We start from the raw sequence: 26,678 nt of genomic DNA, 5'->3' as shown, positions 1-26,678 counted from the left end.
TTATCCCTCCTGCAACATCAACACCAATTGCTCCATCAGCCCTTGGGCATTCACGTTGGATTGAAGTCTCTTTTTCGCTTCTAATACAGCAAGGATCTGGTTCGTCACCATCTGCTGTGTGGAATGCAGCGCGTGCTGCTTCATTGTCTGGAATAAGTCTTGATAAATGACTTTATCTTCATTTCCTATTTGAATCGACAATACATCACGATATATAAATAAAAGCATATCCAGACCTGTTTCTTGAAGGTCTTTCTCTTTGAAAAAAGGCATCCATTGATCTTGTATATAAAAAAATGCATGTTCTTTTCGCTGGTGTAAGACTTCATACAATTTTATCACTTTCGCTCTAGACTCTGCAAACTGATCATTTCGACTTAATTCGAGTGCTTCTGCTAAATTGTTGGTTAAATTCGACAAAAGCCTTGCAAGATGCTGAGATACGCCTTCTTGTAATAGCTGCTGCTCCAAGGATTGTGGCTGCAGCGGCTGAAAGCTGAGCATCTGACATCTTGAAATAATCGTATCCAACATTTTATGCGATTGCTCAGTGATTAAAATTGCCATCGTTTCCCGGTTAGGCTCCTCTAGGAACTTTAATAAACTGTTCGCGGCATTGACCGTCATTTTGTCCGCATGAAGAATGATATACATTTTTCGGTGAGATTCCACACCTGCTTTTGTAAATTCCTCTTGCAATGCCTGTACTTGCGCTTTCTTAATTGATTGACCATCAGGCTGCACGAGATGTAAATCGGGATGGTTTCCTGACTCAATCCTTTTGCAGTTTTGACAGGATTCACACGGTTCCACTCCTGATTCCAAGCAAAAAAAGCTCTTAGCCAAAAGCATCGCAGCATCCCGCTTACCAGTACCTTTTTTTCCTTCAAATAAGTAGGCATGCGCAAGTCGGTCTTTATCAATACTATTAAAAATCAGCCGCATGACGCGCGGCTGCAAATCATTCATGTCATCCCAGCTAATTGCCATGTTATCACTCTCTATGTGTAAAGGTTAATCAATAAACCTTTTATTTCTCCAATACGTTCAAGCAAATCAATAGATGGCTTCTCTTGGTCCATCATATCCTCTGTTAATTCAATCAGCTTTTCATCTAATGCTTTGACTAAAGCGAGTGTACGCGTGTTGCCATAAATGTCAAAACTTCTTGATGTTTCTATATTTAACCCATTATCGACTGTCTCTTTCACAAAGCGCTTCACAAGACCTTTAAACCTAGCCAAGTCCTTTAAGTTTCGTGACTTTGTCAGCTTTTTACCGAACACTTCGATATCACTCAGCATAACCGTCAGCTGCTCTAAGCGCATTTTGCCGCTTTGCGTCTCCATCGATGCTTTAAAGGAGGCAGATGTCTGGCTTCCTTTCATGCCTTGGAGTTCACGCTTTTCTAAAAGCAGCCGCATATCTTGATTAATTTTCACAGCAACCCATCCTTAGAATTGATGAAATTGTTCAACTGGCAGAATAAAGACAGTAGCTCCACCAACTTCAACCTCAACAGGGTATGGTACATAAGAATCTGCGTTACCACCCATTGGAGATACAGGTGCAATCATTTGATCACGTTTGCGGCAATTTTCTTTTATAAGCTGCAATGCTTTATCCACTCGGACATCATCACAACCAATGATAAAAGTCGTATTCCCAGACTTTAAAAACCCACCAGTTGAAGCTAATTTTGTCACGCCGAATTGATGTTCAGTCAATATTTTCAACAACTTGCTGCTATCTTGGTCCTGTACAACGGCAACAATTAATTTCATTTGATTGGCCTCCTTTGTTTTAGGCACAGGTGACATGCCGATGTCTTCCTCTATATTATAACAACGATTGGGAATGAGGTCATATTTGATTTTTCTTTAATGTGTCCTGAATCACTCGAAGTACTTCTTCATAAACATTTTGCATCGGCTGAGAAGCATCCACTACATGGAATCGTTCTGGTGATTGCGCAATAAGTAGTTCATAGCCTTCTCTGACCAACTGGTGGAAATTCAGCGTCTCCATGTCTAATCGATTCTTTTCTCTTCCTTGATTGGCGTGAATTCGCTTTAGCCCTTCCTCAGGTGTAATGGAAAAGTAAATGGTCATTTGCGGCATCGTGCCATCAATAGCAAAGTCGTTAATTGATCTGACTTGGTCAATTCCAAGCCCTCTCGCATAGCCTTGATAAGCAAGAGAGCTATCAACAAAACGATCACACAAGACTGTCTCTCCGCGCTGCAATGCCGGTTCTACCTTTTCAGCCAAATGCTGCCTTCTTGCTGCTGCATACAGCAATGCCTCTGTTTTCGCGTCCATTTTTGTATTTTTTTCATTTAAAATGACTTCACGGATCTGCTCAGCAATGTCAATGCCACCCGGCTCGCGTGTCGCCATCACTGCATATCCTTGACGTTCCATTTCTTCGTACACTTTTCGTATCACTGTCGTTTTTCCGGCACCCTCTGGCCCTTCAAACGTAATAAACATACCGCTCATAGTGTCTCCTCTTCTATATAAACATATAATTTTCTCTGATGAATGACCTGACTTGCTTGAATATGAACCTCGTGACCAAGCAAACGGCTTAACGCTTCAATTTGTTCTTTTTCAATACGCTCTCCCTTAATCATCAAAGGAATTCCAGGTGGATAGGGAATAATGGATTCTGCACTCATCCGGCCTGCTGCATGTTCAAATGGGACAGCCTCTATATCTTGATTTTGTTCATCAGTCTCAATAGATACCGTCTCATTTTGGGTATATTTTTTTCCTTTGAGCAATGAATCACTTTGCTTAAGAGCCTGCTCGATCCGCTTGAAAGGGACGTCCTTCCTCTGTTCTAAGCTAAGTACAAGTAAAACCTGATGTTCGTCCGCAAGCTCTGGATGAACATCCACTGATTCAAGCACCTGCTTTAGTTCGTAACCAGTCAGTCCTTTTGTTGATCGAATGACGCATTTTAAAGGATCGGAATGTAGCGAGTCAGGTTCAACCACTTCAAGATGGGTCAGACGGTTGAACTGATCTTTCAGCTCTGTCAGTTCTTTCATGATTACATCCAATGTCCCTTTTCCTTTGATCTCCTCGACATAAGCTCTTGCTACATCTAATGAGGCCATAATTGGATAAGAGGGCGAACTACTTTGAAGCATCGTGAGCAAGGTTTTCAAACGCTTCGCATCGATTCGGTCCCCTTGAAGATGAAGATAGGAACCCATCGTCATTGCCGGAAGGGTTTTATGTGCTGATTGTACCACCACGTCCGCTCCATAGGAAAGAGCAGATAGAGGAAAGGCACCGCCTAATACAAAATGCGCACCATGTGCCTCATCAACCAAAACAACCATTCCTGCTTCATGACACATGTGAATCAGCTTTGATAAATCAGCTGCATGTCCGTAGTAGTTCGGATAAGTCAAAACGATTGCCCGGCAATGAGGATGTCTTGCTATGGCTTTTCTCACTATATCTTCCGTCACATGTGTTGGAACGTGCAAGTGTGCGTCTATCTCAGCGTCTATCAGAATAGGCGTTGCCCCTGCAAGCTCGATCGCATGAAAGACAGACTTATGGCAATTACGCTGAACAAAAATCTCGTCTCCCGTGCGGCATGCTGTCATCACCATCGCCAAATTTCCGACTGTTGTACCATTCACAAGGAAGAAGCTTTGATCTGAACCATATAGCTTAGTCAATAAATGTTCTGCCTCTTGGATGACCCCAGTCGGGTGATGAAGATCATCTAGGCCTTCAAGCTCCGTCACATCCAATTGAAGGATTGAAGCATAGTGAGACCGTGCCTCATCAAAAAAGACATCTCCATTGTGATGTCCTGGAACGTGAAAAGAATAAGGCTTCTTTTCCGCATGCTGTGCTAATGCTGTATATAAAGGTGTTCTCAAACAAATCGACCCTTTTCACTTTAACGATATCTTAAGTCTATTATAACGTCCAAACAAGTGAACCGAAAGATGGTTTCTCATTCCTTTATTGGATTCGCCAACTGTTGCTCTGCCTCATACATACTGCTTTTCAATTGAGCTCGCTCTTGGCTTCCATGCTCTTTCACCTGTAACGTTTCCTGTAATGTTTCAGCTAATTGACGTTGAACCTTTTTCAAGGTATCTATAGGGGCTAAAGATGCCTCTTCAAGAATCTGCCCCTGCTGTTTCGATACATTTTCATATGTTTTTTGGATTCGGTCCTCAAGAACTGAATTGGCCCGCTGCTGAATATGCGTTAATGCAATCGACATTTGGTTGATCCATAGAGGAATAGATGCTGAAACAGTTGATTGAATGTGATTGGCCAATGTATGATTCGTATGCTGGATCATCCGAATTTGAGCATTACATTGCAATGCAATTTGCCGGCTTAACAGCAAATCATACTTTCGTTCCTTTAGTCTCTCCACATACTCTTCTTCATTGACTTCTTGACTCATCAATTGCTCCTCTAACGTCCGTTCAACAGAAAGTTGCGTTTCTGAAAGAGGCTGCTGCTCTAACGTTGTCATTTTCGCTTCAACTGCGGCAACCTGCATCGTCATCTCTTGAAAATATGTTTGATTTTCTTCAAATAAACGCTCTAATAACATATGGTCCGAGATTAATACGCCTCTTGCATATCGAAGCCTTGCTGACAATCTCTCGATCTGTGATTTTGCATGTTGAAAACGTGATATGATCTCCTGAGTAGATCGCTTATCCCGTTGAAACCATTTCAAAAAAAAGCCCTGTTTCTTTGGCACTAAATCCTCAGGCTCCACTACATGTAGCTGCTGCAAAAAGGCCTCCAGCACGTCTCCTATTTGATCAATATCTTTTTTCTCAACATATTTCATCATCTGTTGTGATTGTTCCAATAGTCGTTCCTGCACACGTGTACCATAGAAAAGGAGCTTTTGCGGATTTTCAGGGATCTGCTGAGCTCGCTGCACAGCTTCGTTTTTCTCTTCATCAGATAAGGTATCAAACACCCGAAACTGAAGATCTGTATTGGGGATAGGCGGTGTTGTGGCGTGATCTTCCGGTTTCATCGAGTTTGACTCCTTTCATCTATTTCTTCATCATTTTATCAGCTACTTCAAGCTCAATATGAAGAGCTTCTATATCTCTTCCTAACACTTGCTGCAAATCATTCGTCAATTGCTGTTGCAGCTCTGTCAATGTCACTCGGGTTTGGCTCAATGTCATTTCCAGCTCATGACTACGATTGGGCTGATTATACAATAGTGCATATTTCTCAGTTAGTTCAACGACAGAATCCAAGCTTTCAAAATAAAAACGCTGTGCATCATAAAAGCGATTAGGCTCTTTTTTTGTTATTGTATAGATTCGTCGTGCAAGCCGAAAAACTTCATAATTATGTTTGATCGTTTGTACGTTTTTCACAGCAAATAAAGCTTTTTTTAAACGCACAAGCTTTTGTCCTGCTTCTTTTAAATGCTGTTTGATATATACATAATCACTTCGAGACAGTCCGTGTTTCTTTAAAAACAATTGGAAAGCAGTCCATCTGCTCCCTACAAACATCACGCCCCACCCAATCATCGCATACAGTATCGATAATCCAGCATGATGATGGAAAACCCCTATACTGACGGTTAAAATCACAAGCGAAAAAAAAGTAGAGAGGATGGCCCATATAAATGTATAAAAGATTGATTTCATGTTCATCGACTCCTATGAATAATCAGGCTCTCTGTTTATCTTATTATGAATTACGGATGATGTCCAAACTAAGTTCCAAAAAACAAGCCCAATCCTTCATAGCTCATAAAAAAAGACCATCTAGTGGTCTATGAATACAAAGGCGGCGTATGAAGATTTTTAAGCTTTCTCACATAATCGGAATAGCTAGGATCCGAGGTCGATGTAGAAATTAACTTTCGCTCACAGTCGCGGCACAAAAACTGATGATATAAATAAATTCCCTTTGTCTTTTTCTCTTCACAAATCAAACAAATCGCTTCTCGCTCTTTTATGCTCATTGTGACACCTCCACTTATAGCTTCAGTATGCCCTAGCGCTTTCAATTGTATACAAAATTAAGAATGTTTTAGATGGTAGTTTAGTATATGTATCCATGTCAGATCGGGTGTTTGTTCCTTTTCTTAAAAAACAAAAAAGACCAGTTCCTTATGGAACTGATCCTTAGAAAAGCTTGGCGGCGTCCTACTCTCACAGGGGGAGACCCCCAACTACCATCGGCGCTGAAGAGCTTAACTTCCGTGTTCGGTATGGGAACGGGTGTGACCTCTTCGCTATCGCCACCAAACCTGATGGAGAGAATGTTCTCTCAAAACTAGATAACAATGTTCAAGCTTCACATTAGAATATAGGTTAAGTCCTCGATCTATTAGTATCTGTCAGCTCCACGTGTCACCACGCTTCCACCTCAGACCTATCAACCTGATCATCTTTCAGGGATCTTACTTCCTTGCGGAATGGGAAATCTCATCTTGAGGGGGGCTTCATGCTTAGATGCTTTCAGCACTTATCCCGTCCGCACATAGCTACCCAGCGATGCCCTTGGCAGAACAACTGGTACACCAGCGGTGCGTCCATCCCGGTCCTCTCGTACTAAGGACAGCTCCTCTCAAATTTCCTGCGCCCGCGACGGATAGGGACCGAACTGTCTCACGACGTTCTGAACCCAGCTCGCGTACCGCTTTAATGGGCGAACAGCCCAACCCTTGGGACCGACTACAGCCCCAGGATGCGATGAGCCGACATCGAGGTGCCAAACCTCCCCGTCGATGTGGACTCTTGGGGGAGATAAGCCTGTTATCCCCGGGGTAGCTTTTATCCGTTGAGCGATGGCCCTTCCATGCGGAACCACCGGATCACTAAGCCCGACTTTCGTCCCTGCTCGACTTGTAGGTCTCGCAGTCAAGCTCCCTTGTGCCTTTACACTCTGCGAATGATTTCCAACCATTCTGAGGGAACCTTTGGGCGCCTCCGTTACATTTTAGGAGGCGACCGCCCCAGTCAAACTGCCCACCTGACACTGTCTCCCTGCCCGATAAGGGCAGCGGGTTAGAAGGTCAATACAGCCAGGGTAGTATCCCACCGATGCCTCCACCGAAGCTAGCGCTCCGGTTTCCAAGGCTCCTACCTATCCTGTACAAGCTGTACCAACATTCAATATCAGGCTGCAGTAAAGCTCCACGGGGTCTTTCCGTCCTGTCGCGGGTAACCTGCATCTTCACAGGTACTATAATTTCACCGAGTCTCTCGTTGAGACAGTGCCCAGATCGTTGCGCCTTTCGTGCGGGTCGGAACTTACCCGACAAGGAATTTCGCTACCTTAGGACCGTTATAGTTACGGCCGCCGTTTACTGGGGCTTCAATTCGCACCTTCGCTTACGCTAAGCGCTCCTCTTAACCTTCCAGCACCGGGCAGGCGTCAGCCCCTATACTTCGCCTTACGGCTTCGCAGAGACCTGTGTTTTTGCTAAACAGTCGCCTGGGCCTATTCACTGCGGCTTCTCGGGGCTTTAACACCCTAAGAAGCACCCCTTCTCCCGAAGTTACGGGGTCATTTTGCCGAGTTCCTTAACGAGAGTTCTCTCGATCACCTTAGGATTCTCTCCTCGCCTACCTGTGTCGGTTTGCGGTACGGGCACCTCTCACCTCGCTAGAGGCTTTTCTTGGCAGTGTGGAATCAGGAACTTCGCTACTAAATTTCGCTCGCCATCACAGCTCAGCCTTCACGGGAAACGGATTTGCCTATTTCCCAGCCTAACTGCTTGGACGCGGATATCCAATACCGCGCTTACCCTATCCTCCTGCGTCCCCCCATTGCTCAAATGGTGAGGAGGTGGTACAGGAATATCAACCTGTTGTCCATCGCCTACGCCTTTCGGCCTCGGCTTAGGTCCCGACTAACCCTGAGCGGACGAGCCTTCCTCAGGAAACCTTAGGCATTCGGTGGACGGGATTCTCACCCGTCTTTCGCTACTCATACCGGCATTCTCACTTCTAAGCGCTCCACCAGTCCTTCCGGTCTGACTTCACAGCACTTAGAACGCTCTCCTACCACTGTTCGTAAGAACAGTCCGCAGCTTCGGTGATACGTTTAGCCCCGGTACATTTTCGGCGCAGAGTCACTCGACCAGTGAGCTATTACGCACTCTTTAAATGGTGGCTGCTTCTAAGCCAACATCCTGGTTGTCTAAGCAACTCCACATCCTTTTCCACTTAACGTATACTTTGGGACCTTAGCTGGCGGTCTGGGCTGTTTCCCTTTCGACTACGGATCTTATCACTCGCAGTCTGACTCCCAAGGATAAGTCATCGGCATTCGGAGTTTGACTGAATTCGGTAACCCGGTAGGGGCCCCTAGTCCAATCAGTGCTCTACCTCCGAGACTCTTACCTTGAGGCTAGCCCTAAAGCTATTTCGGAGAGAACCAGCTATCTCCAGGTTCGATTGGCATTTCACCCCTACCCACACCTCATCCCCGCACTTTTCAACGTGCGTGGGTTCGGGCCTCCATTCAGTGTTACCTGAACTTCACCCTGGACATGGGTAGATCACCTGGTTTCGGGTCTACGACCACGTACTCATGCGCCCTATTCAGACTCGCTTTCGCTGCGGCTCCGCATCTTCTGCTTAACCTTGCACGGGATCGTAACTCGCCGGTTCATTCTACAAAAGGCACGCCATCACCCTTTAACGGGCTCTGACTACTTGTAGGCACACGGTTTCAGGATCTATTTCACTCCCCTTCCGGGGTGCTTTTCACCTTTCCCTCACGGTACTGGTTCACTATCGGTCACTAGGGAGTATTTAGCCTTGGGAGATGGTCCTCCCGGATTCCGACGGAATTTCACGTGTTCCGCCGTACTCAGGATCCACTCTGGAGAGAACAACATTTCAGTTACAGGGCTGTTACCTTCTTTGGCGGGCCTTTCCAGACCTCTTCGCTTATATCGTTCCTTTGTAACTCCGTATAGAGTGTCCTACAACCCCAAGAGGCAAGCCTCTTGGTTTGGGCTGTTCCCGTTTCGCTCGCCGCTACTCAGGGAATCGCATTTGCTTTCTCTTCCTCCGGGTACTTAGATGTTTCAGTTCCCCGGGTATGCCTTCTCATACTCTATGTATTCAAGTATGGATACTACTCCATTACGAGCAGTGGGTTTCCCCATTCGGAAATCTCCGGATCAAAGCTTGCTTACAGCTCCCCGAAGCATATCGGTGTTCGTCCCGTCCTTCATCGGCTCCTAGTGCCAAGGCATCCACCGTGCGCCCTTTCTAACTTAACCATTTCTTACTTTAGAAAGAATCACTATGTGTGATGAACTTTGCATTGCATTCAATGTGAATGTATTACTTATTGTTATCTAGTTTTCAAAGAACACGTTGGTGGAGCCTAGCGGGATCGAACCGCTGACCTCCTGCGTGCAAGGCAGGCGCTCTCCCAGCTGAGCTAAGGCCCCGATTTAATAGAAGATGGTGGGCCTGAGTGGACTCGAACCACCGACCTCACGCTTATCAGGCGTGCGCTCTAACCAGCTGAGCTACAGGCCCATCTTTCATATCGAAGATATGATGTTGTAGGATCTTTTGCAAGTTCCTTCAAAACTAAACAAGACGAAAACGCACGCTGCTCCATATATCCTTAGAAAGGAGGTGATCCAGCCGCACCTTCCGATACGGCTACCTTGTTACGACTTCACCCCAATCATCTGCCCCACCTTCGGCGGCTGGCTCCATAAAGGTTACCTCACCGACTTCGGGTGTTGCAAACTCTCGTGGTGTGACGGGCGGTGTGTACAAGGCCCGGGAACGTATTCACCGCGGCATGCTGATCCGCGATTACTAGCGATTCCAGCTTCACGCAGTCGAGTTGCAGACTGCGATCCGAACTGAGAACAGATTTATGGGATTGGCTAAACCTTGCGGTCTCGCAGCCCTTTGTTCTGTCCATTGTAGCACGTGTGTAGCCCAGGTCATAAGGGGCATGATGATTTGACGTCATCCCCACCTTCCTCCGGTTTGTCACCGGCAGTCACCTTAGAGTGCCCAACTAAATGCTGGCAACTAAGATCAAGGGTTGCGCTCGTTGCGGGACTTAACCCAACATCTCACGACACGAGCTGACGACAACCATGCACCACCTGTCACTCTGTCCCCGAAGGGAAAGCCCTATCTCTAGGGTTGTCAGAGGATGTCAAGACCTGGTAAGGTTCTTCGCGTTGCTTCGAATTAAACCACATGCTCCACCGCTTGTGCGGGCCCCCGTCAATTCCTTTGAGTTTCAGTCTTGCGACCGTACTCCCCAGGCGGAGTGCTTAATGCGTTAGCTGCAGCACTAAGGGGCGGAAACCCCCTAACACTTAGCACTCATCGTTTACGGCGTGGACTACCAGGGTATCTAATCCTGTTCGCTCCCCACGCTTTCGCTCCTCAGCGTCAGTTACAGACCAGAGAGTCGCCTTCGCCACTGGTGTTCCTCCACATCTCTACGCATTTCACCGCTACACGTGGAATTCCACTCTCCTCTTCTGCACTCAAGTTTCCCAGTTTCCAATGACCCTCCCCGGTTGAGCCGGGGGCTTTCACATCAGACTTAAGAAACCGCCTGCGAGCCCTTTACGCCCAATAATTCCGGACAACGCTTGCCACCTACGTATTACCGCGGCTGCTGGCACGTAGTTAGCCGTGGCTTTCTGGTTAGGTACCGTCAAGGTGCGAGCAGTTACTCTCGCACTTGTTCTTCCCTAACAACAGAGCTTTACGATCCGAAAACCTTCATCACTCACGCGGCGTTGCTCCGTCAGACTTTCGTCCATTGCGGAAGATTCCCTACTGCTGCCTCCCGTAGGAGTCTGGGCCGTGTCTCAGTCCCAGTGTGGCCGATCACCCTCTCAGGTCGGCTACGCATCGTCGCCTTGGTGAGCCATTACCCCACCAACTAGCTAATGCGCCGCGGGTCCATCTGTAAGTGACAGCCGAAACCGTCTTTCATCCTTGAACCATGCGGTTCAAGGAACTATCCGGTATTAGCTCCGGTTTCCCGGAGTTATCCCAGTCTTACAGGCAGGTTACCCACGTGTTACTCACCCGTCCGCCGCTAACATCCGGGAGCAAGCTCCCTTCTGTTCGCTCGACTTGCATGTATTAGGCACGCCGCCAGCGTTCGTCCTGAGCCAGGATCAAACTCTCCGAAAAAGTACAAAACCGAAGTTTTGTTTTTCGTCAGCGTTTGACTGACTACCTATGATGTTTCATAGGATTTTTTTATAAAAACTCGAATTAACAGGTACGTTTTGTCTTGTTTAGTTTTCAAAGAACTTGTTTACCGCTTCAGAAGCGACTAGAACATCATACCACATTTAAATTGTTAATGTCAACAACTTTTTTGTTATCATGTTTTTTCGTTTCTTCGTCATCAGCGACGTATATTAATTTACCACCATACAGAATCAAAGTCAACAATATTTTTCATTAAATAATAAATTTTTCAATTACGACTAAAGCTGCTACGCCTGGGATGCCCAATAAACCACTGATTCCACTTGTTACAGGGTTAATAGAGACATGTAATCCTAGACTCTCACCAAATAGATTGAGGCAAAATAAAAAAAGAGCACCTGCCACAAACTTTATTCCGATCAGCCCTAACCATTTGATGGGGTTCGCTTGAACACCTGACATAAACAACAATAGTACAGCAAGCAAAATTGACCCGATCACAATAACAGGTTCCATAATCCTCTCATCTCCTCTTCATATGAATAGTACAAGCATATGAGAGGACTATGTAAAATAGACCTGCTATCTCCAGTTGTTTAAACGTAAATTCCTCTTTTTCGCTTCTCTTAGATAGAAAAAGTACTTCGCTTGAGCAAGCTTTAATTCGAATAGAATGTCCGGTGAAGGCTCAACGCTATTTGCGACAAGCTTTTTTTGTCTGTTCCATTCTTCCTTTTGCTTAAAAAGCTGTTGAATTAATTTCTCATCGAATTCTTTTCGAATTGATTTTCTGCGAAGAAAACCCATGTACTGTACTTCTCCTTCCTACATCTCACGTCTGCCCTCTAGAGCTTTAGACAGTGTGACTTCATCCGCATACTCTAAGTCTCCACCTACTGGTAGTCCGTGAGCAATACGAGAGAGTTTAATTCCTGATGGTTTCAACAATCTAGAGATATACATGGCTGTAGCCTCTCCTTCAATGTTTGGATTCGTTGCAAGGATTACCTCTGTCACTTGATCGTCTTGCAATCTTTTTAACAGATCAGGAATTTTAATATCCTCTGGACCAATGCCATCCATTGGCGAAATAGCACCATGAAGTACATGATATAAGCCGTTGTATTCTTTCATCTTTTCCATCGCGATCACATCTTTTGGATCTTGTACTACACAGATAACAGATTGATCTCTTCTTGTATCTTCACAAATATAGCAAGGATCTTGATCTGTGATATGGCCGCATACCGAGCAATAAGTTAAATTACGCTTTGCGTTAACAAGCGCCTTCGCGAAATCTAGTACGACATCTTCCTGCATACTAAGAACAAAAAAAGCCAGACGGACCGCAGTTTTCGGTCCGATTCCTGGCAATTTCATAAAGCTGTCAATCAGCTTTGATATTGGTTCAGGATATTGCATCTTCAGTTATTCCTCCTAGAATAAACCTGGCATGTTCATTCCTTTTGTGAATTGACCCATTGTTTCATTTGTTAACTCATCAACTTTTTTCAATGCATCGTTTGTCGCTGCAAGTACAAGATCTTGAAGCATATCGATATCTTCTGGATCAACAACTTCTTCATTGATTGCTACATCGACAACTTCTTTTTGTCCATTTACTTTTACAGTGACCATACCGCCACCAGCTGTACCTTCAAGGACTTTTTCTGCAAGCTCTTCTTGAGCCTTAGCCATATCCTTTTGCATTTTTTGCATTTGTTTCATCATTTTTTGCATATTTCCCATTCCACCACGCATATGAACACCACTCTCTTTCATTTTTATTAATCTTTAATTTCAATTAAATCGGTTCCTACTAACTTCTTTGCTTCTGCAATCAATGGATCCTCTTCAGCAGGAGTCCCCTGACCATCTGCCTGTTCATCTGGCTGATGATCTCTTAAAAATTCTTCTCTTATTTTACCCCATTGAGCGTCAGGAACGCCAACTAATTCCACTCTTTTCCCTAACATAGACTCTAGTAGCTGCTCAAGGTTGGTTCGAACACCACTTTTATCTTCAGCAACCATTTTACAATGTATTTCAAACTTGAATTTTAAAACAAAGGCATGAGTAGCAGCAGCAACTGGTTCACTATCCGTTAATAGTGCAGCGTGAGACACCTTATTCTGCTGTTTCAAGTGGGCAAGGAGTTCTCCCCATTTACCTTTAATTTTTTCTAGCTCTGGACGTTTTGCCTCTTTTAGAATCTCGTGAATTCGACCGACAGGTGCACGGTATCCATTTTTGTTACTCGTTTGTGGTCGAGGTGCTTCCTTTTTTTCTTGAGGATGATGAGAATGAGACATTGGCACACCCTCAGCTTTTATCCTAGATAGCTCCTGTTCCAACCTGTCTATTTTATCCGTTAGCGCCGTTAAATCAGCGTTAGCATGAGCTTGTGGTATTCCAGCCGTTGACTGACATAGCTTGACAACAGCTACCTCAAAGAAAATCCTTGGATGATTCGTCCATTTCATTTCTTGGTGACTTTTATTCAGCACTTCAATTGTTTCATATAGAAATTGAGGTGTCACACGATCCGAAAGCGTCACGAAATTTTCATCGACCTTTACCTTTTCAAGGACCCCTTCCAGATCTGGTGCAGTTTTATAAAGCAGCATATCTCTAAAGTAAAAAATCATGTCCTCTATTAATTTAGCAGCATCTTTCCCCTGCTGAAGTAATTCATTTAAGGTATCTAACGCCACAGCAATATTTTGATCAAAAATTGCTTCGGCTAGCTGACTAATGAATTGCTGAGAAACAGCTCCTGTAATGAGCAGCGCATCATCAATTGTCAGTTGCTCACCACTAAATGAAATTGCTTGATCTAAGAGGCTTAGTGCATCACGCATACCGCCATCAGCTGCACTAGCGATAATCTCGAGCGAGCCCTCTTGTACATTTAGGCTTTCTGCATCTACAATTTTCTGCATTCTTCCAACAATATCTTTTGTTGTGATTCGTTTAAAATCAAATCTCTGGCAACGAGATATGATGGTAAGAGGAATCTTATGAGGCTCTGTGGTAGCCAAAATAAAGATACAATGAGCGGGCGGCTCCTCTAACGTTTTAAGGAGGGCATTAAACGCCCCGATAGAGAGCATATGTACTTCATCTATAATATAAACCTTATATGTAACCGCCGAAGGAGCAAATTTCACTTTATCACGTATATCACGGATTTCATCTACCCCGTTGTTTGAGGCAGCATCTATTTCGATCACATCTGAAATCGAGCCGTTAGTAATCCCTTTACAGGCATCACATTCATTACAAGGTTCACTCACAGGTGACTTTTCACAGTTCACTGCCTTCGCAAAGATTTTAGCAGCACTTGTTTTACCTGTTCCTCTAGGACCTGAAAATAAGTAAGCATGAGAAAACTTCTTCTGCAAAAGGGCATTTTGCAACGTTTTTGTGATGTGTTCTTGTCCAACAACATCCTCAAAAACTTGAGGTCTGAACACTCGATACAAAGCTTGATAACTCACAAATACGCCCTCCTCCATTTTTCATCTTTTTTATTATACATGATGCACCGATCAATTCAAAAGCACACCTTTATTTTCTAATAAACGAAAATGATGATTTCAACTATAGATTTTCTACTTTCTATGAATCAAAAACCTTTTTTCTAGATTTTCGAATTGATCTGCCACACCGTAAAGAACACTAGTTCTCATCATGATTAATGAAAAAACAAAAGACTCTAAAAAGATTTTTTGGCTATTTGTATAAACAAAGTAGCTGAGCTATTCTTTAAACAGCAACAAAAAACTCACCTAGATTAACTAGATGAGTTACATTTAATATTGATTTACCGTGCACCCTCTGTCGATTCGCTACCCCAAGCGTTACTTAAACAGTTAGCTCGGCCCAGGCAACCCTGCGGCACATGAGAGGTTTCACTTAATGCTGCTTCCTTCCGGACCTGACATGGTTCATGAATTCCCATTGCGCAGGACCCAGACGTCAACACCACTTATTTAAGGCAGACCTTGAAGTAAACGAACCTTGAGAAGGGATTCGGCCTCGCTAGAGCGGATTGCGAGTACAGGGCACCGCTACCTCCCCGCTTAGCACGGCAAAATGAATATTAAATTGTTAGTGACGCAGACATAAGTATACCTTCTTATAGCCGAAATTGCAAACGACATCCATTCATTTACTTTTGGCTTGTTTCTTTCGCTGACGGAGATTTCGGAAGAACTGACTTAACAGCTCACCACACTCATTTTCAAGTACACCACCAATGACTTCAGACTGATGATTGAACCGTTCATCATCCAGTAAATTCATTAAAGTACCTGCACATCCACCTTTTGGATCGTATGCACCGAAAACGACCTTTTTCACTCTAGAAAGGACAATCGCTCCCGCACACATAGGACATGGTTCAAGTGTCACATAAAGTACAGCATCCTCTAAACGCCAGCTTCCAGCCGTTTTACACGCTTCATCAATGGCAAGTAATTCTGCATGTGCAATTGAACGCTGCTCTGTTTCCCTTAAATTATGAGCTCGGCTCACAATTTGGTCATCAACAACGATGATGGCACCGATTGGTACTTCTCCTATTTGTTCTGCTTTTAAGGCTTCAGAAATAGCTTCTTGCATAAACTGTTCATCTCTCGTCATAGCACGGCTCTCTTTTCATGTTTTTTAAAAGGATATTGAGGTTAACATATTAGCACAATCTTTTAAAGGGGGTCTTACTTTGTCAAAGCACCAAAAGGCACTGCTTATTATCGACATGATTAATAATTTTGATTTTGAAATGGGACATGTGCTCGCTGATAAAACAGAGCAAATGACCAATAAGATTTTAGCTCTTAAAGATCATGCTTTCAAGGAAAATTGGCCGATTATCTATATCAACGACCACTATGGTCTCTGGAAGGCTGATATTCAAGCTGTGATGGAAACATGTAAAAATGAAAGAAGCGCCCCTATTTTAGAGAAAATGGCACCATCTAAAGATGATTACTTCTTAATTAAACCGAAGCATTCTGCCTTCTATGGAACTGCATTAGAGACACTCTTAAATGAATTAGGTGTGCAAGACATCATTTTGACCGGAATTGCAGGAAACATTTGCGTTCTGTTCACTGCAAATGACGCATACATGCGAGAATACAACTTAATTGTACCTAAAGATTGTATCGCATCAAATGACGACAGAGACAACGAATACGCTTTAACGATGATGGAGAACGTTCTACTAGCAAAAATCACCACTGCTAAAGAGATCACGAATGAAAATCAAACATGATTTATCCATAACCCTCATAAATTGTTAGCAATAACAAAGGGGGCGTTGACTATTCAAATTTATGTTGTCAAAAGAGGAGATACTTTAAACGAAATTGCCATGCGTTTTAAAACAACAGTCAATGAAATCATCCGTACCAACGATATTGAAACACCAAATCAACTCGTCATTGGACAAACAATTGTCATTCCAATTAGAGGACAATTTTATGAGGTCAAACAAAATGACACACTTTATCAAATTGGAAGACGATTTCGAATTTCAGTGGAAGAGTTGGCACGTGTGAATAGAATACGGCCTGAAGCGATACTTCCTATTCGCTTCTTGCTCTATATTCCTCAAAGACCTAAGAGGAACATTAATTCGAATGCTTACATTGAACCACGGGGAAATCAAGTCAGTGAAAACTTAAAACAAGCAGCTAGAGAGGCCTCTCCATATTTAACGCATTTAGGCGCCTTTAGTTTTCAAGCGCAAAGAGATGGAACACTGAAAGAACCACCGTTAGATCAGCTACCTCAAATAGCCGCTCAGAGCAGAACCGTTTTATCCATGGTGGTGACTAACCTAGAGAATGATAAATTCAGTGATGAACTTGGGCGAATTCTTTTGAATAACCAATCTGTCAAAGCCACATTTTTAAATGAAATCGTTCGTGTTGCAAAAAAGTATCAATTAAAAGAAATCCATTTTGATTTTGAATATTTACGTCCCGCTGATAAAGATGCTTACATTCAATTTTTAAGAGAGGCAACAACCCGCTTCCATCAAGAAGGATGGACAATATCTGTTGCGCTTGCCCCTAAAACAAGTAGTCAGCAAAAGGGAAAATGGTATGAAGCTCATGACTATGAAGCCATTGGGAAGATCGTCGATCATGTTGTATTAATGACCTACGAATGGGGATACAGCGGCGGCCCTGCGCAAGCAGTCTCTCCCATTGGACCTGTCCGCCAAGTCATTGAATATGCACTGACCGTTATGCCAGCCAATAAAATTGTTATGGGCCAGAACTTATACGGCTATGATTGGACGCTACCTTACGTTCAAGGCGGCCCTATTGCTAAAGCTGTCAGTCCCCAACAAGCGATTGCAATTGCTAGAAGTAATAATGCCTCCATTCTATATGACAAAACAGCACAAGCACCTTATTTTCGTTATACAGATGCCAATAATAAAGAGCACGAGGTATGGTTCGAAGATGCTAGATCAATTCAAGCAAAGTTCAACCTCATCAAAGAGTTAAACTTGAACGGAATTGCTTATTGGAAATTAGGTCTATCCTTCCCTCAAAATTGGCTCTTATTATCCGATCAATTTAATATTGAAAAAAGAACGACATCGTAATCCGTTCGCTCTATCTCTCGGAAGGGGTATGGTACAATATACATTGGTTTGACAACTTTATAGATAGAGGAGAACGCCTATGTATCCTGCCCCTTTTATTGCAGTGGAAGGCCCAATTGGAGCCGGAAAAACAACTTTGGCTACAATGCTTGCGAAGGAATTTCAATTTCCTTTAGTAAAAGAGATTGTAGAAGAAAATCCATTCTTAGATAAATTTTATGAAGATATGGAACAATGGAGCTTTCAGCTTGAGATGTTCTTTTTATGCAATCGGTTCAAACAATTAGAATCTATTCAAGAAAACTATGTGAATCAACAGCAGCCGATTGTCACTGATTATCATGTCTATAAAAATATGATATTTGCAGAAAGAACATTATCAAAAAAGCACATGGACAAATACAGAAAGATCTATCACCTGCTAACAGATGATCTTCCTAAACCAAATGCCATCATCTATATAAAAGCCAGCCTTCCTACCTTACTTGAAAGAATACAGATGAGAGGACGCTCTTTTGAAGAAGACATTGACCCGGCTTATTTAAAAACACTCATTGAAGATTATGAGCTGGCCATTGAGCATTTAAAACAGACTGACCCAGGGCTTCCTATCATTACAATTGAAGGAGATCATACAGACTTCGTTTCCTCACAGCAAGATTACCAGCAAATTGTACAGAACATAAAGGAGCAAGTGCTATGAACAATATCGAAATACCAAAGGATGCAGTGATCACAATCGCCGGGACTGTTGGTGTCGGAAAATCAACTATGACTAAAACAATAGCGGACAAGCTTGGCTTTCAAACCTCTCTTGAAAAAGTAGATGATAACCCATACTTAGAGCCCTTTTATTCAGATTTCCAAAGATGGAGCTTCCATTTACAGGTCTATTTCCTAGCTGAGCGTTTTAAGGAGCAAAAACGGATTTTTGAATCTGGTGGAGGATATGTGCAAGATCGTTCAATTTATGAGGACACAGGCATTTTCGCAAAAATGCATGCGGACAAAGGTACGATGTCTGAAGTAGATTATGAAACGTATACGAGTCTATTCGAGGCGATGGTGATGACACCTTACTTCCCTCACCCTGATGTTCTCATCTACTTACACGGGGATTTAGATCATATTTTACATCGTATTGAGGAACGCGGCAGAGAGATGGAAACTCAAACGGATCGAGCCTATTGGGAAGAAATGTACACGCGATACACGGAATGGATCGAACAATTCGATTTATGTCCAGTGATTAAAATTAACATTGAAGATTATGACTTACTTCATGATGAAAGCTCACTTGATCCCATTCTTCATGAAATAGCTTCTGTTATTCAAAAAAATCGCTCTAAAACAAAATAAAAAAACCGCTGCATTTCGCGAATGCAGCGGTTTGACAATTCCAATTTTTATGCTTGCGTTTCAATTCAACTAAGGTAAAAAATCAATATGGCGGAGGAAGAGGGATTCGAACCCCCGCGGGCTTTGACACCCCTGTCGGTTTTCAAGACCGATCCCTTCAGCCGGACTTGGGTATTCCTCCGTATCGACAAGAATTAATATACCATATCGTTTTATTTCAAGTCAACATCTTTTCGAAAAAAATTTCAATAAGTTATTTTGGTATGAGAATCTGCCCATAAAAAAGCAGCCATCGACGGCTGCTCTTGATCTATTTTGTATCCTGTCTAATCTCTTCAATAAAATGATTCATCTCTTCTTTAAACTCATTTAATGATTCAATAATTTTCGTAAAGTCTGTCACTTGTTTTGCTTGTTCATTTGTTGAACTGCTGATTTGTGAGATGTTTTCAGACAAAGTGCCAATGCTGTCTTGGATCTCTTTTAAGAAGGTATTAATGGTTTCAGCCGCTTCCTTTGATCCATCTGATAATTTACGAACTTCATCAGCCACGACAGCAAACCCTTTTCCATTCTCTCCTGCTCTTGCTGCTTCAATTGCAGCATTTAGCCCTAGCAAGTTGGTTTGTCTAGCAATCCCGCCAATGGTTTTGACGACTTCTTCAATATTTGCAGATTTCTCTTCCGCTCTTCCTGCCTGTTCGCTTATTTCTAAACTTGTGGCAGCCAGCTCTTGTGAATGCGCAGCAATTTGCTCAATTCCACTTTGAAGTTCTTTCGCTACATCATTGATATGCTCCATATAACCGCTTAATTTCTTTTCACGATGATGTGAAAAAGCCACTAAAAAAGAGCCAATTACTTTTCTATTTTCATCAAAAATCGGGTAACCTTTTACTGCAATTTCATAACCATATAAAGACTCTGGTAAATGACCGTCATATTCTTGTCCTCTTAATGTCGTCGCCACGTTTTGGTCTTCTGGGTTCAATGGGTCCCCAACCTTCATGCCAAAATCTATTGTTTTAGACGGATAGTAACAAAGCACCTTCTCTGTATCAGTGATGCCGAAAAGGATACTTTCATCTAGAACTTTTCTAATTAATTGAGCCATTTCAACATAATAGTCAAGCCTATTCAAGGTTATTCCTTCTTTCCTAGAAGCTTTTAGTATTTCTATCGGCTAAATTTAGGAAAACTGTAGGACTTTTGGTAAAAAGAAATAAGATGCCATAGCGGCATCTTATTTCATTACTTCTTTATTTCCCATATAAGGACGCAGTACTTCAGGAATGATCACAGTGCCGTCCTCTTGTTGATAGTTTTCTAAAATGGCCGCCACGGTTCTTCCTACTGCTAAACCAGATCCATTTAATGTGTGCACATGCTCTGGCTTGGCTTTAGGCTCTGGACGGAATCGAATGTTTGCACGTCTTGCTTGGAATGCTTCAAAGTTACTGCAAGAAGAAATTTCACGATACGTATCTTGGCTCGGAATCCATACTTCGATATCGTATTTTTTCGCAGCCGTGAATCCTAAATCTCCCGTACACATGCTCATGACACGGTATGGCAGGTTTAATAGCTGTAGGACTTTTTCTGCTTGATTTGTTAGTTTCTCTAATTCTTCATAAGAATCTTCAGGTCTAACAAATTTCACAAGCTCTACCTTATTAAATTGATGCTGACGGATGAGTCCGCGTGTATCTCTGCCGGCAGATCCAGCCTCTGATCTAAAGCAAGCACTGAATGCTGCATAATTGATTGGCAGCTGTTCCCCTTCAATTATTTCGTCACGGTGCATGTTAGTAATAGGTACTTCAGCTGTTGGAATGAGGAAATAATCTTCTTCACGGATTTTAAAAGCATCCTCTTCGAATTTTGGAAGTTGCCCAGTCCCTGTCATGCTTGCTCTATTGACCATGTAAGGTGGAAGCACTTCAGTAAAACCAAACTCATCTACGTGCAAATCGAGCATAAAGTTATATAGTGCGCGCTCTAAGCGTGCGCCAAGCCCTTTATAAAAAACGAAACGGCTTCCTGTCACTTTTCCTGCACGTTCAAAATCTAGAATATCTAACTCATCCGCTACGTCCCAATGTGGCTTTGGCTCAAATGAGAATGCCGGCTGTTCGCCCCATTTTCTCACTTCCACGTTGTCATCTTCTGTTTCCCCAACGGGTACAGTGTCATGAGGGATATTCGGAATAGAGAATAGGATATGCTGCAAGCTTTCTTCTACTGTTCTTAGCTCATCATCCAGCTTCTTAATCTCATCTCCTACCTCACGCATTTCTTGAATAATGTGATCGGCGTCTTTCTTTTCTCTTTTTAGAACAGCCACTTGCTGTGATACTTCATTTCTTCGGCTCTTTAATTCTTCTGTTTTTCCGATTAATTCTCTTCTTTTTTGATCCAGCTCACCAAACTTATCAAAATCTGCTAAATCTTCGCCTCGGTGTGCTAATTTTTCTTTGATTTGATCAAAGTCCGTGCGCAGTTGTTTAATATCCAGCATGTGTAACACTCCTTTTTTTATCGAAAAATAAAAAGAGCCCTCATCCCATGAAAGGGACGAGAGCTCTCGCGTTGCCACCCTGATTGAAAACATGCAGAAGCATGCTTTCCTCTTTCCTCTGTAACGGTATCACCGTAAATGCTTACTTCTCGTGTTTCAGCATTTCGCTCAAGGATGGATTCAGACTGCATCTTTCACCGATTCGCACCAACCATCGGCTCTCTGAGAAAGAGGGGCTTCTTACTATTTCCCGTCAACGCTTTTTCGATCTTTGATTGTGATTTTAATGTACTATAAGTTTTATCTCTTTTCAACCGTTTTATACAGCGAGCTTCGTTTTATAGGACTTCACCATTTCAACAAACAGTTGTGTTAACCGGTGGTCGTCTGTCAGCTCTGGATGAAAAGAACAGCCTAAGATATTGTTTTCCTTCGCCATCACAATCCTGCCATCATATTCAGCCATGATGTCTACGCTCTCATCTGCGCTGATGATATGAGGCGCACGGATGAACACTCCTGTAAACGGCGCATCCAGTCCTTTTACTTCTAAATCTGCTTCAAAGCTGTCTACCTGTCTGCCAAATGAATTCCGTGCAACAGATACATTTAACAGTCCAAGATGAGCATCGTCTCGATCTTCTATATGCTTTGCCAGCATAATCAAACCGGCACAAGTCCCGAAAATCGGTTTCCCTTCTGCAGCGAACGCTTTGATCGGTTCAATAAATTGGTACGTATCCATGAGTCTTCTCATCGTCGTGCTTTCTCCACCAGGGATAATAAGACCGTCAACAGATGCTAGCTCTTCTGCTCGTTTGATGATCTTCCCTTCTGCAGCGCAAGCTTCAATCGATTGAATATGCTCTCTCACGGCTCCTTGAAGCCCTAGTACACCAATTGTTAGCATGTTCGTTTGCGCTCCCTTAATTACCAGCCACGCTCTTGCATACGCTCTTCTGGCAGTAGATTTGAGATTTCAATTCCTTTCATGGCTGTTCCAAGCTCTTTTGAAAGCTCTGCAATGAGACGGTAATCTGTGAAGTGAGTCGTTGCTTCAACAATTGCTTTTGCAAATTTCGCTGGATTGTCTGATTTAAAAATACCAGATCCAACAAATACACCGTCTGCTCCAAGCTGCATCATTAACGCAGCATCTGCTGGTGTCGCAACGCCTCCCGCTGCAAAGTTAACAACTGGGAGCTTGCCGTCTTTTTTGATTTGAAGCAATAAATCATACGGTGCTCCCAGGTTCTTCGCTTCTGTCATCAGTTCATCTTCACTCATTGCTGCTACTTTACGAATCTGAGCATTGACCTTTCTCATATGACGGACAGCTTCTACAATGTTGCCTGTCCCAGGCTCTCCTTTTGTGCGAAGCATAGAAGCGCCTTCTGCGATACGGCGGGTTGCTTCACCTAAATCACGGCAACCACAGACAAAAGGTACTGTGTATTCATTTTTATTTAAATGGAATTCCTCATCTGCGGGCGTCAGCACTTCACTCTCATCGATATAATCAACACCAAGTGCTTCAAGAACACGAGCCTCGACGATATGGCCGATACGTGCTTTTGCCATGACTGGAATCGTTACTGCATTTTGTACTTCCTCTACGATTCTTGGGTCTGCCATACGGGCAACACCGCCGGCTGCACGGATATCAGCTGGTACGCGTTCTAGTGCCATAACTGCCACCGCACCTGCTTCTTCTGCGATCTTTGCCTGTTCAGCATTGACGACATCCATAATGACGCCACCCTTTTGCATTTCTGCCATTCCACGTTTCACTCGTTCAGTTCCCTTATTGCTCACAATAGTTTCCTCCCATTTGTCAATTCGATTGATTTACCCCTTTATCATACAAGTGAGGTAGTATAACAATAAAGAGAATAGTATAACAATTCAATCCGCCGACAAATAAGCTTATACCCTTTTATCCCTGCTGAAAATATGTCATTTTTCCTTTGAGGTGTCATTACATGCTATAATGCAACTATAACAATTCAAATTCATGTATAACAATTTTGCACTCAATGGAGGTATCTCATGCATATTGATATCCATCGACATTCTGATACATCGCTTTCAAATCAGATTTACTTTTCAATCATTGATCATATCCAATCAGGTTTGCTTCAGCAGGGAGATAAGCTGCCAACTGTACGTGATTTAGCAAAGCAGCTGAATGTGAGTCTTGTCACGGCAGCAAAGGCATACACTCGGCTGAAGGACGACGGATATTTAACGACTGTGCAAGGAAAAGGAACGTTTGTGGATGAGTTGCAAAAGCAGTCAGAGATTCCGGTTCCATCATCTACCTCTTTTGATTGGCAGTTATCCATTCCGGATTATTTACCACGGTCTCAATTTGCTCAGTATCACTATGTCGAAGAAGCGATCAACCTTTCTTCCTCTATGATCGATCCAGGGCTTTTGCCAAACCGTTATTTAGAAAAAGAAATGCAGCATGTCCTAGCGAGACATCCTCAAATCATGTCAAAGTATGGGGAAATTCAAGGGGATCTTCAGCTTCGGCAGGTCATTCAGTCTTTTTTAGAAAAGCTAGATGTGCCTTCTACTCCTGAGAATATCCTTGTAACTAGTGGTTCTCAGCAAGGGCTTGATCTGGTCGCACGTGCGTTTATCGGTCCTGATGATGTAGTTGTCATGGAAGCACCGACCTATCCAGGCGCCATTGATGTCTTTATGGGGAGAGGGGCAAGAATTATTACAGTCCCGGTTGATCATGAAGGAATGAACATGAAGCAGCTTCAAAGCATTTGTGATAAATATAAACCAAAGCTCATCTACACGATTCCTACTTTTCACAGTCCAACAGGTGCCAGTATGTCAATGAAACGCAGAAAACAACTTCTCTTACTGGCTCAAAGTATTGATTGTCTTATTGTAGAGGATGATCCGTATCGTGAGCTTTATTTCGAAAAGAAGCCGCCAGCACCTATCAAAAGTCTGGATCATGATGGACACGTCATTTATTTACGAGGTTTAAGTAAAACACTTGCTCCAGGATGCAGAATTGGGATTATTACTGCTTCAGGCTCGATATTTAATCGTTTATTAGCTGCAAAGGCCAATAATGATTTAGGCAGCCCTCTTCTCACACAAAAAGCCATTCTGCCATTTCTGACTTCAAAGAAAATGATTGATCATACGAAAAAGTTGAGAACCGCCTTGATGGTGAGACGTGATTTAATGATAAATGTATTAACGAAGCATGCACCAAAAGATGTGACGTGGCAAATTCCTCAGGGTGGGCTCAATTTGTGGCTTAGCTTTCCTTCCTGGGTCGATACACGTGCACTTCTGCATGAGGCACGTAAGCAGCAAATCACCTTTCTGCCTGGCTCTGTGTGCTATCCTGGAGAGCCGAAGCAAAACTATATCCGCCTCAGCTTTTCTTATGTGAATGAAAAGGCACTGACCGAGGGAGTGGAAAAGTTATGTGATATTTTTCAGCAAGCCTTGTCCACTCCTCAAAATCACAAACAATCGCTTTTCTTTTAATAAAAAAACTGCTCTCATGCATAGAGAGCAGTTTTTTATTAGAACCAACCTTTAACTGTGTCAACGATTCCGCCCCAAATGCCAGCGAAGAATCCACCTACACTACGCATTGCAAGGATGAACCAGTTTGCTTTTTCATCGCCTGTTTTCGTTATAAGCTCAACACCTGATTGATCTTTATTCAAATAGCCGTAGTCCTTCTCATCACCTGAATAAGAAGTCGTCAGCATGCCAACCTTCGTTCCTTTTTTTATAGGAGCTTCTAGTTTCGTTTTCTCGATATTTACTTTTGCTTTAAAGCTCTTTTCGTCGCCATTTTTTACCGGCACAGAGAAAGCTTCTTTCGTAACGACAGGTACTTCTTTGTCTTTGCCTTTGTCGACTTCGATGTTTTCATGTCCTTTGATCTGTTGACCTTTTTTGTACATTTCTTTCATCGTGAAGTTTTTAAACGCATAATCGAACAGTTTTTTCGCCACGTCAAAACGTGCTGTATGAAGATTACCTTTTGCATTCAAGATCACTGCGATGACACGCATGTCACCTTGTTTAGCGGTACCTGTGAAGCTAGAACCAGCTGAATCTGTAGAACCTGTTTTCAGACCGTCTACACCTTTATATTCCTTCACAAGTCCTTTAAGCATGAAGTTCCAGTTAGGCATGTCCATTTCATCATCTGTGCCTTCTCTGAACTTTGTTTTCGCAATACTTGATGTTTCAAGAATTTCTGGGTGGTCTTTGATAAGATGCTGTGCAAGCAATGCCATATCTTTCGCAGATACTTCACTTTCTTCATCAGGACCTGTACCTTTTGGCTGTTTGCCATGTAAGTCTTTATTTTCTAGTCCAGTTGCATTCACGAATTTGTAGTTTGTTAAACCTAATTCTTTCGCTTTTGCGTTCATTTTTTCAACGAACTTCGATTCTGATCCAGCAATCACTTCTGCTAAGCCAATTGCTGCTGCATTTGCGGAATAAATAGCCGTTGCTTGATAAAGTTCTTTCACTGTATACGAGCCATCTTTTCTCAAAGGAACGTTTGATAAACTGCGGTCCTGAGAAATTTCGTATACATAATCATCTGGCGTATACGTTTGATCCCATTTCACTTTGCCTTCAGCAATCGCCTCTAGTAATAGATACTCTGTCATCATCTTTGCCATACTTGCAATAGGCAGTCTTTGCTCTGCGTTTTTACTATAAAGAATCTTACCTGTAGAAGCTTCAATTAGGATCGCTGCTTTCGCATTCACATTGAATGGATCTTCAGCTGCTTTTGCTTTGGACATTGGTGTAAATGCTGTCACAATCAATGCCAGTGCAAGGATAGAGACCATAAGCTGTTTCAATATCTTGCTGTTCAATCGTCATACCTCCGTTATCATCTTTTTTCGACATATTTCATATATATTTAATCCACAAGGGCTTATTTCAA

At 42.9% G+C, this 26,678-nt stretch carries 24 protein-coding genes, 3 tRNA genes, 3 rRNA genes, 1 other RNA gene and 1 other annotated feature; of the genes, 5 read left to right on the top strand and 26 right to left on the bottom strand.

Annotated features, from left to right (window positions below; genetic code table 11):
• From holB to tadA, 20 genes are all read right to left on the bottom strand, one after another.
• Complete coding sequence (holB, locus tag MKY18_RS00225; protein ID WP_065097669.1) at positions 1–990, bottom strand: DNA polymerase III subunit delta'; 990 nt, start codon at positions 988–990, stop codon at positions 1–3.
• 11 nt (positions 991–1,001) lie between these two features.
• The gene (locus MKY18_RS00220) at positions 1,002–1,442 is read right to left on the bottom strand and encodes a DUF327 family protein (protein ID WP_044140388.1); all 441 of its coding nucleotides are present in this window, start codon (positions 1,440–1,442) and stop codon (positions 1,002–1,004) included.
• Positions 1,443–1,454: 12 nt separating this feature from the next.
• Complete coding sequence (locus MKY18_RS00215; RefSeq protein WP_012008640.1) at positions 1,455–1,784, bottom strand: cyclic-di-AMP receptor; 330 nt, start codon at positions 1,782–1,784, stop codon at positions 1,455–1,457.
• 79 nt (positions 1,785–1,863) lie between these two features.
• Positions 1,864–2,502 (bottom strand): dTMP kinase, encoded by a 639-nt coding sequence (gene tmk, locus MKY18_RS00210; RefSeq protein WP_065097670.1) that lies wholly within the window; start codon positions 2,500–2,502, stop codon positions 1,864–1,866.
• Positions 2,499–3,908 (bottom strand): aminotransferase class I/II-fold pyridoxal phosphate-dependent enzyme, encoded by a 1,410-nt coding sequence (locus MKY18_RS00205; RefSeq protein ID WP_106067704.1) that lies wholly within the window; start codon positions 3,906–3,908, stop codon positions 2,499–2,501. The genes tmk and MKY18_RS00205 overlap by 4 nt, the downstream gene beginning before the upstream one ends.
• A gap of 77 nt (positions 3,909–3,985) precedes the next feature.
• The gene (locus tag MKY18_RS00200; protein WP_126741751.1) at positions 3,986–5,044 is read right to left on the bottom strand and encodes a toxic anion resistance protein; all 1,059 of its coding nucleotides are present in this window, start codon (positions 5,042–5,044) and stop codon (positions 3,986–3,988) included.
• Between the two features lie 19 nt (positions 5,045–5,063).
• A complete protein-coding gene (locus tag MKY18_RS00195; protein WP_126741752.1) occupies positions 5,064–5,678 on the bottom strand; it encodes a 5-bromo-4-chloroindolyl phosphate hydrolysis family protein in 615 nt (204 codons plus the stop codon).
• A 128-nt stretch (positions 5,679–5,806) separates the two neighbouring features.
• Positions 5,807–5,998 (bottom strand): sigma factor G inhibitor Gin, encoded by a 192-nt coding sequence (locus tag MKY18_RS00190; protein WP_044140383.1) that lies wholly within the window; start codon positions 5,996–5,998, stop codon positions 5,807–5,809.
• A 171-nt stretch (positions 5,999–6,169) separates the two neighbouring features.
• Positions 6,170–6,285: ribosomal RNA gene (gene rrf, locus MKY18_RS00185) — 5S ribosomal RNA — on the bottom strand.
• Positions 6,286–6,346: 61 nt separating this feature from the next.
• Positions 6,347–9,277 (bottom strand): 23S ribosomal RNA (locus MKY18_RS00180).
• A gap of 98 nt (positions 9,278–9,375) precedes the next feature.
• A tRNA-Ala gene (locus MKY18_RS00175) sits at positions 9,376–9,451 on the bottom strand.
• 14 nt (positions 9,452–9,465) lie between these two features.
• Positions 9,466–9,542, bottom strand: a tRNA-Ile gene (locus MKY18_RS00170).
• A 95-nt stretch (positions 9,543–9,637) separates the two neighbouring features.
• A 16S ribosomal RNA gene (locus MKY18_RS00165) occupies positions 9,638–11,186 on the bottom strand.
• The 16S, 23S and 5S rRNA genes sit together here with 2 tRNA genes alongside, the layout of an rRNA operon.
• Before the next feature lie 276 nt (positions 11,187–11,462).
• The gene (locus MKY18_RS00160; RefSeq protein WP_003218084.1) at positions 11,463–11,726 is read right to left on the bottom strand and encodes a pro-sigmaK processing inhibitor BofA family protein; all 264 of its coding nucleotides are present in this window, start codon (positions 11,724–11,726) and stop codon (positions 11,463–11,465) included.
• 66 nt (positions 11,727–11,792) lie between these two features.
• Positions 11,793–12,017, bottom strand: a complete 225-nt coding sequence (locus tag MKY18_RS00155) for a YaaL family protein (protein WP_003218088.1) — start codon at positions 12,015–12,017, stop codon at positions 11,793–11,795.
• Positions 12,018–12,035: 18 nt separating this feature from the next.
• Entirely contained in the window at positions 12,036–12,632 is a 597-nt protein-coding gene (gene recR / locus MKY18_RS00150; protein WP_003218094.1) for a recombination protein RecR, read from the bottom strand.
• Positions 12,633–12,647: 15 nt separating this feature from the next.
• Positions 12,648–12,971 carry a YbaB/EbfC family nucleoid-associated protein gene (locus MKY18_RS00145; RefSeq protein WP_008342011.1) on the bottom strand — a complete coding sequence of 108 codons (324 nt, stop codon included), beginning with the start codon at positions 12,969–12,971 and terminating at the stop codon, positions 12,648–12,650.
• Between the two features lie 26 nt (positions 12,972–12,997).
• Entirely contained in the window at positions 12,998–14,710 is a 1,713-nt protein-coding gene (gene dnaX / locus MKY18_RS00140; protein ID WP_126741999.1) for a DNA polymerase III subunit gamma/tau, read from the bottom strand.
• Between the two features lie 329 nt (positions 14,711–15,039).
• Positions 15,040–15,304: signal recognition particle sRNA large type (gene ffs / locus MKY18_RS00135), an RNA gene on the bottom strand.
• Between the two features lie 76 nt (positions 15,305–15,380).
• Positions 15,381–15,857 carry a tRNA adenosine(34) deaminase TadA gene (gene tadA / locus MKY18_RS00130; protein WP_044140444.1) on the bottom strand — a complete coding sequence of 159 codons (477 nt, stop codon included), beginning with the start codon at positions 15,855–15,857 and terminating at the stop codon, positions 15,381–15,383.
• A gap of 79 nt (positions 15,858–15,936) precedes the next feature.
• Here tadA and MKY18_RS00125 point away from each other — a divergent pair, with 79 nt between their 5' ends.
• From MKY18_RS00125 to MKY18_RS00110, 4 genes are all read left to right on the top strand, one after another.
• A complete protein-coding gene (locus MKY18_RS00125) occupies positions 15,937–16,491 on the top strand; it encodes an isochorismatase family cysteine hydrolase (protein ID WP_065097772.1) in 555 nt (184 codons plus the stop codon).
• A 45-nt stretch (positions 16,492–16,536) separates the two neighbouring features.
• The gene (locus MKY18_RS00120; protein WP_342497658.1) at positions 16,537–17,838 is read left to right on the top strand and encodes a glycoside hydrolase family 18 protein; all 1,302 of its coding nucleotides are present in this window, start codon (positions 16,537–16,539) and stop codon (positions 17,836–17,838) included.
• A 79-nt stretch (positions 17,839–17,917) separates the two neighbouring features.
• A complete protein-coding gene (locus tag MKY18_RS00115; protein ID WP_044140447.1) occupies positions 17,918–18,541 on the top strand; it encodes a deoxynucleoside kinase in 624 nt (207 codons plus the stop codon).
• Complete coding sequence (locus MKY18_RS00110; protein WP_003218104.1) at positions 18,538–19,197, top strand: deoxynucleoside kinase; 660 nt, start codon at positions 18,538–18,540, stop codon at positions 19,195–19,197. Before MKY18_RS00115 ends, MKY18_RS00110 begins: the two co-directional genes overlap by 4 nt.
• Positions 19,198–19,285: 88 nt before the next feature.
• On the opposite strand, the gene MKY18_RS00105 is transcribed toward MKY18_RS00110, so the two are convergent.
• From MKY18_RS00105 to pdxS, 5 genes are all read right to left on the bottom strand, one after another.
• A tRNA-Ser gene (locus MKY18_RS00105) sits at positions 19,286–19,378 on the bottom strand.
• A gap of 129 nt (positions 19,379–19,507) precedes the next feature.
• On the bottom strand, positions 19,508–20,338 hold the full coding sequence (locus tag MKY18_RS00100; protein ID WP_003218096.1) for a methyl-accepting chemotaxis protein: 831 nt from the start codon (positions 20,336–20,338) through the stop codon (positions 19,508–19,510).
• A gap of 102 nt (positions 20,339–20,440) precedes the next feature.
• Positions 20,441–21,715: a serine--tRNA ligase gene (gene serS / locus MKY18_RS00095; protein ID WP_342497657.1), complete on the bottom strand. Its 1,275-nt coding sequence runs from the start codon at positions 21,713–21,715 to the stop codon at positions 20,441–20,443.
• Positions 21,716–21,764: 49 nt separating this feature from the next.
• Positions 21,765–21,981: a binding site (T-box leader), on the bottom strand.
• A gap of 53 nt (positions 21,982–22,034) precedes the next feature.
• The gene (gene pdxT / locus MKY18_RS00090; RefSeq protein WP_050945825.1) at positions 22,035–22,625 is read right to left on the bottom strand and encodes a pyridoxal 5'-phosphate synthase glutaminase subunit PdxT; all 591 of its coding nucleotides are present in this window, start codon (positions 22,623–22,625) and stop codon (positions 22,035–22,037) included.
• A 20-nt stretch (positions 22,626–22,645) separates the two neighbouring features.
• The gene (gene pdxS, locus MKY18_RS00085; protein ID WP_044140451.1) at positions 22,646–23,530 is read right to left on the bottom strand and encodes a pyridoxal 5'-phosphate synthase lyase subunit PdxS; all 885 of its coding nucleotides are present in this window, start codon (positions 23,528–23,530) and stop codon (positions 22,646–22,648) included.
• A gap of 234 nt (positions 23,531–23,764) precedes the next feature.
• Here pdxS and MKY18_RS00080 point away from each other — a divergent pair, with 234 nt between their 5' ends.
• Positions 23,765–25,243, top strand: coding sequence for a PLP-dependent aminotransferase family protein (locus MKY18_RS00080; protein ID WP_342497656.1), 1,479 nt, complete (start codon positions 23,765–23,767; stop codon positions 25,241–25,243).
• A 38-nt stretch (positions 25,244–25,281) separates the two neighbouring features.
• Here the strand turns inward: MKY18_RS00080 and MKY18_RS00075 are convergent, their stop codons facing one another.
• Complete coding sequence (locus tag MKY18_RS00075) at positions 25,282–26,607, bottom strand: D-alanyl-D-alanine carboxypeptidase family protein (protein WP_044140453.1); 1,326 nt, start codon at positions 26,605–26,607, stop codon at positions 25,282–25,284.
• Positions 26,608–26,678 lie beyond the last annotated feature (71 nt).

Origin of the sequence: Bacillus sp. FSL R7-0672 (genome assembly GCF_038601465.1) — a bacterium.
Lineage (GTDB): Bacteria > Bacillota > Bacilli > Bacillales > Bacillaceae > Bacillus > Bacillus pumilus.
This window is presented reverse-complemented; position numbering and strand designations above follow the sequence as displayed.